The organism is Methylobacterium sp. WL6 (assembly GCF_008040095.1).
Classification (GTDB): domain Bacteria; phylum Pseudomonadota; class Alphaproteobacteria; order Rhizobiales; family Beijerinckiaceae; genus Methylobacterium.
Genome location: NZ_VRVH01000214.1, coordinates 1 through 7,922, shown reverse-complemented (window position 1 = coordinate 7,922; position 7,922 = coordinate 1). Strand labels below are relative to the sequence as shown.

At 71.8% G+C, this 7,922-nt stretch carries 8 protein-coding genes and 1 pseudogene; 6 read left to right on the top strand and 3 right to left on the bottom strand.

The window, feature by feature from the left end; genetic code table 11:
- Together FV230_RS30915 and FV230_RS21020 are read left to right on the top strand one after the other, a co-directional pair.
- A pseudogene (locus FV230_RS30915) lies at positions 1–154 on the top strand (MarR family transcriptional regulator); the annotation flags it as partial.
- Complete coding sequence (locus FV230_RS21020; RefSeq protein ID WP_147729183.1) at positions 154–867, top strand: response regulator; 714 nt, start codon at positions 154–156, stop codon at positions 865–867. The pseudogene FV230_RS30915 and the gene FV230_RS21020, both read left to right, overlap by 1 nt.
- A 16-nt stretch (positions 868–883) precedes the next feature.
- Here the strand turns inward: FV230_RS21020 and FV230_RS21015 are convergent, their stop codons facing one another.
- The 3 genes from FV230_RS21015 to FV230_RS21005 all read right to left on the bottom strand — a co-directional run bounded on the left by FV230_RS21015 (position 884) and on the right by FV230_RS21005 (position 4,668).
- Positions 884–2,815 (bottom strand): KUP/HAK/KT family potassium transporter, encoded by a 1,932-nt coding sequence (locus tag FV230_RS21015; protein WP_147843773.1) that lies wholly within the window; start codon positions 2,813–2,815, stop codon positions 884–886.
- A gap of 310 nt (positions 2,816–3,125) precedes the next feature.
- Positions 3,126–4,364: a HipA domain-containing protein gene (locus FV230_RS21010; RefSeq protein ID WP_147843772.1), complete on the bottom strand. Its 1,239-nt coding sequence runs from the start codon at positions 4,362–4,364 to the stop codon at positions 3,126–3,128.
- The gene (locus FV230_RS21005) at positions 4,348–4,668 is read right to left on the bottom strand and encodes a helix-turn-helix domain-containing protein (RefSeq protein WP_147729654.1); all 321 of its coding nucleotides are present in this window, start codon (positions 4,666–4,668) and stop codon (positions 4,348–4,350) included. Before FV230_RS21005 ends, FV230_RS21010 begins: the two co-directional genes overlap by 17 nt.
- 280 nt (positions 4,669–4,948) lie before the next feature.
- Here FV230_RS21005 and msrA point away from each other — a divergent pair, with 280 nt between their 5' ends.
- From msrA to FV230_RS20985, 4 genes are all read left to right on the top strand, one after another.
- Entirely contained in the window at positions 4,949–5,701 is a 753-nt protein-coding gene (gene msrA / locus FV230_RS21000; protein ID WP_147843771.1) for a peptide-methionine (S)-S-oxide reductase MsrA, read from the top strand.
- Between the two features lie 89 nt (positions 5,702–5,790).
- Positions 5,791–6,072 carry a DUF6516 family protein gene (locus FV230_RS20995; protein WP_147843770.1) on the top strand — a complete coding sequence of 94 codons (282 nt, stop codon included), beginning with the start codon at positions 5,791–5,793 and terminating at the stop codon, positions 6,070–6,072.
- A complete protein-coding gene (locus FV230_RS20990; protein WP_147843769.1) occupies positions 6,069–6,428 on the top strand; it encodes a helix-turn-helix domain-containing protein in 360 nt (119 codons plus the stop codon). Before FV230_RS20995 ends, FV230_RS20990 begins: the two co-directional genes overlap by 4 nt.
- A gap of 142 nt (positions 6,429–6,570) precedes the next feature.
- Entirely contained in the window at positions 6,571–7,878 is a 1,308-nt protein-coding gene (locus FV230_RS20985) for an MFS transporter (RefSeq protein WP_147843768.1), read from the top strand.
- The last annotated feature ends 44 nt before the right edge of the window (positions 7,879–7,922 follow it).

The window sequence follows — 7,922 nt, the reverse complement described above, 5'->3', positions numbered from 1 at the left end:
CCTCACCCGCGTGCAGGCGCGGCGGCTGGCCCGCGCGCTGGCCTCGCCGGAGGATGCGGCCGCCCCCGAGAGCTTCCTGATGGCGATGATCGAGCCCGACGAGCGCGCGGTGGTGCGCCGCCTGATGGCCCGCCGCGGGGGCGGGGCCGCCTGATGGCCGCCCATGCCCGCACCGAGCTCTCCGACGGGGCGCCGCACGTCCTCGTGGTCGACGACGACCGGCGCCTGCGCGAGCTGCTCGCCCGCTACCTCGCCGAGCAGGGGTTCCGCGTCACCGCCGCCGCGAGCGCGGCCGAGGCGCGGGCCAAGGCGCAGAGCCTGGTCTTCGACGCGATGGTGCTCGACGTGATGATGCCGGGCGAGGACGGCTTCGCCTATGCGCGCAGCGTGCGCGAGACCTCGCGCGTGCCGATCCTGATGCTCACCGCCCGCTCCAACCCGAACGACCGGGTGATGGGCCTCGAGATCGGCGCCGACGACTACCTGCCGAAGCCGTTCGAGCCGCGCGAGCTGACGCTGCGGCTCACCAACATCATCAACCGGGCGTCGGGCCCGCGCCGCGACACCGGCACCGGCGACGTGGTGACCTTCGGGCCGTTCTCCTACCGGATCGAGCGCGGGGAGCTGCGCCGCGAGGACGAGATGATCCGCATCACCGAGCGCGAGCGCGAGATCCTGACGATCCTGGCCGGCGCCCACGGCGCCAACGTCGAGCGCGAGGTGCTGGCCGGAGGCGGAGGGCTCGCCGCCGAGCGCACCATCGACGTGCAGATCAACCGCCTGCGCCGCAAGACCGAGGTCGACCCGGCCAACCCGACCTTCCTGCAGACCGTGCGCGGGGTGGGGTACCGGCTCGCGGTGGATTGAGGGGCGATGGCGCCCCTCAGATCTCGATCTCGGTCCCCACCTCCACCACCTGCCGCGTCGGCAGCCCGAAATGGGCGCCGGTGCGCTCGGCGTTGCGCTTCATGAAGGCGTAGAGGCCCTCGCGCCAGCTGTGCATGCCGGGGTTGGTCGGCGACGGGATGATGGCCTCGTGGCCGACGAAGTAGGTGATGTCCTCCACGAACTCCGCCGGCAGCAGGCCGCTCGCCACCGCGCATTGCAGCCCTTCGGGAATCGAGGCCGTCTGCATGAAGCCGTAATGCAGCACCACGCGCTCCATCCCGGGCGTGTATTTCGAGATCGCCTTGCGGATGCCCGAAGCCACGAGCGTCACCTCCGCGCGCTGCGACGCCGGCACGATCGGCTCCTCCTCGTAGATCACGGTGATCAGGAGGATGCGCTCGTGCAGGCAGCGGCTGCGCTCGACCAGGCGCCCGAGCGCCATCGGGATGCCCTCGCTCGCCGCCGAGAGGAAGGCGGCGGTGCCGGGCAGCGTCACCGGCGGGTGCGAGGCGAGGCGGGCGAGGAAGGCGTCCTCCTTCTGCCGCAGCGGCTCGCGCACCGCCTCCAGCACCCGGTTGCCCTTCATCCAGGTCAGCATCAGGAAGGCGACCGAGAAGGCCAGCACCAGCGGGAACCAGCCGCCCTCGAGGAGCTTCGCGCTGTTGGCCGCCAGGAACACCAGGTCGATGGCGAGGAAGAAGCCGTTGACCGCGAGCACCGCGGCGAGGCCGTAGCCCCAGCGCAGCGCGATCAGCGCGGCGAGCAGCGTGGTGATGCCCATCAGCGCCGAGACGGCGATGCCGTAGGCGCCGGCCAGCGCATCGGAGGAGCCGAACAGCACCACCGCGACGAGGGTGGCGAGCGCCAGGAGCCAGTTCACCGCCGGCACGTAGATCTGCCCGCGCTCGTGCTTGTCGGTGTGGACCACCCGCATCGCCGGCATGAAGCCGAGCTGGATCGCCTGCTGCGTCAAGGAATACACCCCCGAGATCACCGCCTGCGAGGCGATGACGGTGGCCATGGTGGCGAGCGCCACGAGGGGATAGTGCGCCCAGTCCGGCGCGAGCCGGTAGAACGGGTTCTCGATCGCGTCCGGCTCGGCGATGAGCAGCGCGCCCTGCCCGCAATAGTGGATCAGCAGCGCCGGCAGCACGAGGCCGAACCACGCGGTGCGGATCGCCGGCGCCCCGAAATGCCCGAGATCGGCATACATCGCCTCGCCGCCGGTGACCGCGAGGAAGGCCGCGCCGAGCATCAGGAACGAGACGTGCCAGCCGGCATGGACCAGGAAGTCGACCGCCCGCCACGGGTTGACCGCCGCCAGGATCTGCGGCGCGTGCCAGATGCTCGGGATCGCCAGCAGCACCAGGACGGAGAACCACACCAGCATCACCGGGCCGAACACCCGGCCGATCACCGCCACGCCCTGCCGCTGGACCAGGAACAGCCCGATCAGGATCAGGATCGTCAGCGGGACGACGAAGGGGCTCAGCACCGGCGCGTCGACCTTCAGGCCCTCGATCGCCGACAGCACCGAGATCGCCGGGGTGATCGCGCCGTCGCCGTAGAGAAGCGCCGCGCCGACGAGCCCGACCACCAGCAGCAGCGCCTGCCAGGTGCCGGCCTTGGCGTGGCGGGCGCCGAGCAGCGCCAGCATCGCGACGATGCCGCCCTCGCCGCGGTTGTCGGCGCGCAGGATCAGCACCGCGTATTTCAGCGAGACGATCAGGATCAGCGCCCACAGGATCAGCGAGACCGCGCCGGTGGCCGCCGCCGCGACCGGCGCCCCGCCGGAGATGCCGGCCTTCACCGCCTCCTTGAAGGCGTAGAGCGGGCTGGTGCCGATGTCGCCGTAGACGACCCCGAGCGCCCCGAGCGTCAGCGCCGGCCCGGCCGCGTGCCGCACCGCCCCGGGCTTTCGCGCCACCGGGGCGACCGGGAGCGCACGCTCCTGCGAAGGGCTGACGGCTCGGCTCACGGACACGCCCCTCGGATCGAAGATCGGCGCGAGGCTGCCTGCATCCGCGCGGCCGTTCAAGATGCCGGTGCGGGCGAATGCTGTGGGAACACGGCGATGTGTCCGGGTTGCACAAGTCGGGACGGCCCGGAATCGCGGAGAGACGGGATCCGATCCGTCGACCGCCCCGACGTGGCCTGCCTCGACGTGACCTGCACCGACGGGATCTGCACCCAGCCGGTCCGGCGGCGCCCCGCGTGCGGCCGGGGCCGGCACGATTTCAGGACGCGCGTGCGGCCGGGGCGAAACTCGCGGAGAGCATCGTCCGGTCCCCGGCCGGCATCCCACGCGCCGCCATGAACTCCGGCACGCGCCGCATCGCCGCCTGGACCGCCTCGCGAATGCTGTCGGCCGCGATGCGAGACAGCTTGAACCGCGGATGGGACGCGAACGCCCGTTCGGCATCCCATTCGGGACCGAGGCCCGGCGCCGGCGCGCAGACATGCCGCATCACGCCCGGATGCGGTGCGATGTCGAAGACCGGCGACAGCCGCCACCCGTCGCCCGCACCGAGGAACGCGTGGTTGCGCAGGTGGTCGTCGGTGTTGTGGAGGCACGCGTTCACCAGGAGCCGCCGGAACATCTCCGGAAACACGTTCGCGACGCCGATCGACTCCGCGACCGCCGCGATGTCGACGTAGGTCTTCCGGGTGCCGTAGCCGAAGCTCGGCTCCTTGAGCAGCGTGGCCGCACTCAGATAGGCGATCGGCTCGCCTTCCGAGGTGCGGTCGAACTGTTCGACGAGAAGCACGCTTCGACCGCCGATATCGAGAAGCTCGCGAGCCGGGACCGACAGGCCGGCCGCCTCGGCGACGTCGAGGCAGACCGCCTCCGCGCGCGGATCGTCGAACCTGTCGCCCCAGGCGCGAAACTTCGCGATCCACTGGCGCCCGCGGTGCCGCAGCCGCGCCTTGGGGCGGGCGCCCCCGACGTCGGCGCTGTTGCGGAGGAGCACCTGCAGGTGATGCGAGGCGCTGCGGCCGTCCTCGATCGCCTCGGCCGCCGCCAGCAGCGCCGCGACGTCGTCCTCCGCGGCGGGCAGGTGCAGGAGCGGGGCTTCGTCCGGAACCCAGGTCCGGGGACCGTCCGGGGTCGGGCCGAAGGCGAGGTCCCCCGTTCGCGTGGTTCCGCCCAGGGCAAGATACTCGGCCATCCCGAGGCGTCGATGCGGGAAGGCCCGATCGAGGATGCCCTTGCCCCAGCCGTCGGGCCCGGCATCGTGAAAGGCGAGGTGGACCTCGTCGGGATGAGCCGACCTCGACCGGCCGCTGATCGGAAGCCCGATCGGATCGATCGGCCTCGGGATCCCGGAGCGAAGGATGGACTTGGCGTAGACGAAGCGGCCGATCCGCCTGTCGCCCCCTTCGAAGCGGAGCGAGCCGACGGGGACGTAGCGCGCCGCATCCCATCGGAAGACGACGAGCTCGTCGAGGCGGCCGGATTCAGAAATCCGCCACATGGGCAGACCTCCTCGATCGCCGGCGGCCGAGCACGGCGTCCATGTCGTCGCCGATCGGATCGGCGGCGACGATCTCCCCGAGGCGTTCGGTATAGCCGAGGACGGTCAGCGCCTTGAGCAGGATGCCGACCGCCACGCCCGGACGCCCGTTCTCGATCGCGACCACGGATGGGCGGCCGACCCCCATGCGCTCGGCGAACGCGGCCTGGGTGAGGTTTCGGCGCAGCCGTGCGAGCCGGATGGTCTGGCCGAGCCTCGCGAGGCTCGCCAGTTCGTCGCTCGACAGGACCGTGGTCGTGCGCATGGCTAGAACTCCATACGTTATCTTCGTTTGTGATATATCTTCTGATCGCCTGAAGGACCAGCACGGACTGCCGGGCGGCAGCCCTCCGCCGAACCGACCGGACACGGGCTCGCGTCGCCTCCGTGGGCTCGCCGACGCGCCGGCCGCCTGAGCTGGGCGCCGCGACGCACCCGGCGCGCTCCGGTGCCCACGATGCCGCGTAACCGATGGCCTCGGCTGCGCGTACATGAGGATCGGCCCCCGCCCCGCGCGCGCCGCGCCCCCTCGCTCGGAGACCGCCATGTCCAAGAACATGTCCCTGACACCCAAAGCGTCCGGCCTGCGCGGGGTCGCGCTCGCGACGGTCGCGGGCCTCGCCCTGATGGCCGGTGCGGTCTCGCTGCGCGGCCTCGCCCACGCGGAGGAGCCCGGCCGGCGCCTGCCGGAGGCCGCCGTGACCGCCCGGGAGACCGCGAAGGAGACCGGCCTGCGCACCGCGACGCTCGCCGGCGGCTGCTTCTGGGGCGTGCAGGGGGTGTTCCAGCACGTGCGCGGCGTCCGCCGGGCCGTGTCGGGCTATGCCGGCGGCGACGCGTCAGATGCGCGCTACAGCGCAGTCAGCACCGGCGGCACCGGCCATGCCGAGGCGGTGCGCATCACCTACGATCCCAAGGTGATCCGCTACGACGAGCTGCTGCGGATCTTCTTCTCGGTGGCGCTCGACCCGACGCAGGTGAACCGCCAGGGCCCGGATTCCGGCCCGCAATACCGCTCGGCGATCTTCCCCGCCGACGCGGAGCAGGCGCGGGTCGCCGAGGCCTACATCGCCCAGCTCGACGCCGCGCACGCCTACGCGAAGCCGATCGCCACGCGGATCGAGCCGGGCGCGACCTTCTACCCGGCGGAAGGCTACCACCAGGACTTCATGGCGAGCCACCCGAACCACCCCTACATCGCCGCCAACGACGCGCCGAAGCTGCGCGACCTGCAGGCGCTGTTCCCCGAGCGCACCGCGCCGGAGCCGGTGCTGGTCGGCGGCCGCCCGCCGGCCTGAGGACGTCTCACTGGCCGAATCGGCCACCGGCCCGGCACGGGTGTTGTCATCATTGACAACACCCGTGCCGGGCCGCTAGGGATGGCACCATGACGGCGGTGCTGATCGAGAAATCCCGCACCGTCCTCAGCGACACCGCCTTCTTCGAGGTGACGCTCTGGCATGTCCCGGCCCCGGTCCCGGGCAGCCTGCATGCCTTCAAGTACCGGCTCGCCCTCGTCGTGAACGGCGCGTGCGTGCTTCGCTACGACAACGAGCGCGGCAAGGGCGATCACCGCCCTATCGGATCGCGGGAGGACCGGTTCGCCTTCACGAGCCTGGAAGCCCTCTTCGACGCCTTCGAGGCCGACATGAGAAGGATCCTGGGATGAGCATTCTGACGGTCGACATCGGATCCGTGGCGGATGCGAGGACCCGCTTCCTCGAGGCGGCCGCCGATGCCATGGCCGGGCACGCCGCAGCCGCTGCGCCGACGATCTACTTTGCCAGCTACGATGCGTTGCATCGCGTCCTCGCGCCGTCGCGCCTGGCGATCGTCAAGGCGATGGCGGGCCAGGGACCGCTCGCCATCCGCGAAGTCGCCCGGCGGGTCGGTCGCGACGTCCAGGCGGTGCATCGGGACGTGGTGACGCTGGCGGAGGCCGGCGTCGTTGACCGGTCGGACGCGGGCGTGACCTTCCCCTACGACCGGATCCATTTCGAGTTCGACGTCGGCGCCGCCGCATGAGCGCGGGCGAGCCGGTCCCTGAGGGCCGCCCCCGCGCACCGCGACAATCCTGCGCCCTTCCCCCCTCCCGTGCCGCCGGCGCCCTTGTCCTGCCGCTCCGATCCGCGCCAGGATCGCCGGGTCGGCGAAAGGGGACCGGATCATGGCTGTGGCGTCGGGACCCGGAGCCCCAAACCCCCTCGACCTCGTGCCGATCGAGGATGCCAGCCTCGGGGCGTTCTACCGGAGCATGACCACCCCCGAGCGGCGCACCTTCTGGGCCTGCGCCGCCGGCTGGGCGCTCGACGGCATGGACTTCATGATCTACCCGCTGGTGATCGGCACGATCATCAGCCTGTGGAGGGTCGATCCGGGCACGGCCGGCCTCGCCGCCACCGTCACGCTGCTGGCCTCCGCGCTCGGCGGGTGGCTCGCCGGCTTCGTCGCCGACCGCATCGGCCGCGTGCTGACGCTGCAGATCACCATCCTCTGGTTCTCGGTCTTCTCGCTGGTCTGCGCCTTCGTGCAGAACTTCGAGCAGCTGCTCGTCGCCCGCGCGCTGCTCGGCCTCGGCTTCGGCGGCGAGTGGGCGGCCGGCGCGGTGCTGATGGGCGAGACCATCCGGGCGCAGTATCGCGGCCGGGCCGTCGGCTCGGTGCAGTCCGGCTGGGCGATCGGCTGGGGGATGGCGGTGCTGTCGCAGGCGGTGCTGTTCTCCTATCTCCCGCCCGAGAGCGCGTGGCGCTGGATGTTCGCGATCGGCGCGCTGCCGGCGCTGCTGGTGTTCTACCTCCGCCGCTACGTCGCGGAGCCGAAGGTCGCCGCCGAGACCCGCGCCAGGGCGCGCGCGGCCGGCGAGGAGCCCAAGCTCTGGGAGATCTTCGCCGGCCCGCTGCTGCGCACCACGATCCTAGCCTCGCTGGCCGCCGCCGGCTGCCAGGGCGGCTACTACGCCATCACCACCTGGCTGCCGCGCTACCTCACCACCGAGCGCGGCCTGTCGATCGTCTCCTCCACCGGCTACCTCTCGGCGCTGATCGTGGGCTCGTTTGCCGGCTACCTCGTCGGCGCCTGGCTCGCCGACCGGCTCGGGCGGCGCCCGCTGTTCCTGATCTTCTCGATCGGCGCCATCCTGGTCATCGTCGCCTACACCCAGCTGCCGCTCTCGAACGCGGTGCTGTGGGTGCTGGGCTTCCCGCTCGGCTTCTTCGCCTCGGGCTACTTCTCGGGGATGGGCGCCTTCCTCACCGAGCTCTACCCGACGCGGCTGCGCGGCTCGGGCCAGGGCTTCTGCTACAATTTCGGGCGGGGCCTCGGCGCGCTGTTCCCGTTCCTGGTGGGCGAGCTCTCGAAATCGATCGGCCTCGCCTCGGCGATCGCGGTCTTCGCCGCGGGCGCCTACGGCGTGTTCTTCCTCGCCGCCTTCGCCCTGCCGGAGACGCGGGGGAAGGTGCTGCACGCCGACGGGTAGGGGGACGGGTTTGTCCCTCCCCCTCTGCGGGGGAGGGGCAAACC

What these genes read in the sequence shown, in the direction of transcription:
- FV230_RS21020 (WP_147729183.1), top strand. Translation starts at nt 154, where the DNA reads ATGGCCGCCCATGCCCGCACCGAGCTCTCCGACGGGGCGCCGCACGTC.
- FV230_RS21010 (WP_147843772.1), bottom strand. Translation starts at nt 4,364, where the DNA reads ATGTGGCGGATTTCTGAATCCGGCCGCCTCGACGAGCTCGTCGTCTTC.
- FV230_RS21005 (WP_147729654.1), bottom strand. Translation starts at nt 4,668, where the DNA reads ATGCGCACGACCACGGTCCTGTCGAGCGACGAACTGGCGAGCCTCGCG.
- msrA (WP_147843771.1), top strand. Translation starts at nt 4,949, where the DNA reads ATGTCCAAGAACATGTCCCTGACACCCAAAGCGTCCGGCCTGCGCGGG.
- FV230_RS20995 (WP_147843770.1), top strand. Translation starts at nt 5,791, where the DNA reads ATGACGGCGGTGCTGATCGAGAAATCCCGCACCGTCCTCAGCGACACC.
- FV230_RS20990 (WP_147843769.1), top strand. Translation starts at nt 6,069, where the DNA reads ATGAGCATTCTGACGGTCGACATCGGATCCGTGGCGGATGCGAGGACC.
- FV230_RS20985 (WP_147843768.1), top strand. Translation starts at nt 6,571, where the DNA reads ATGGCTGTGGCGTCGGGACCCGGAGCCCCAAACCCCCTCGACCTCGTG.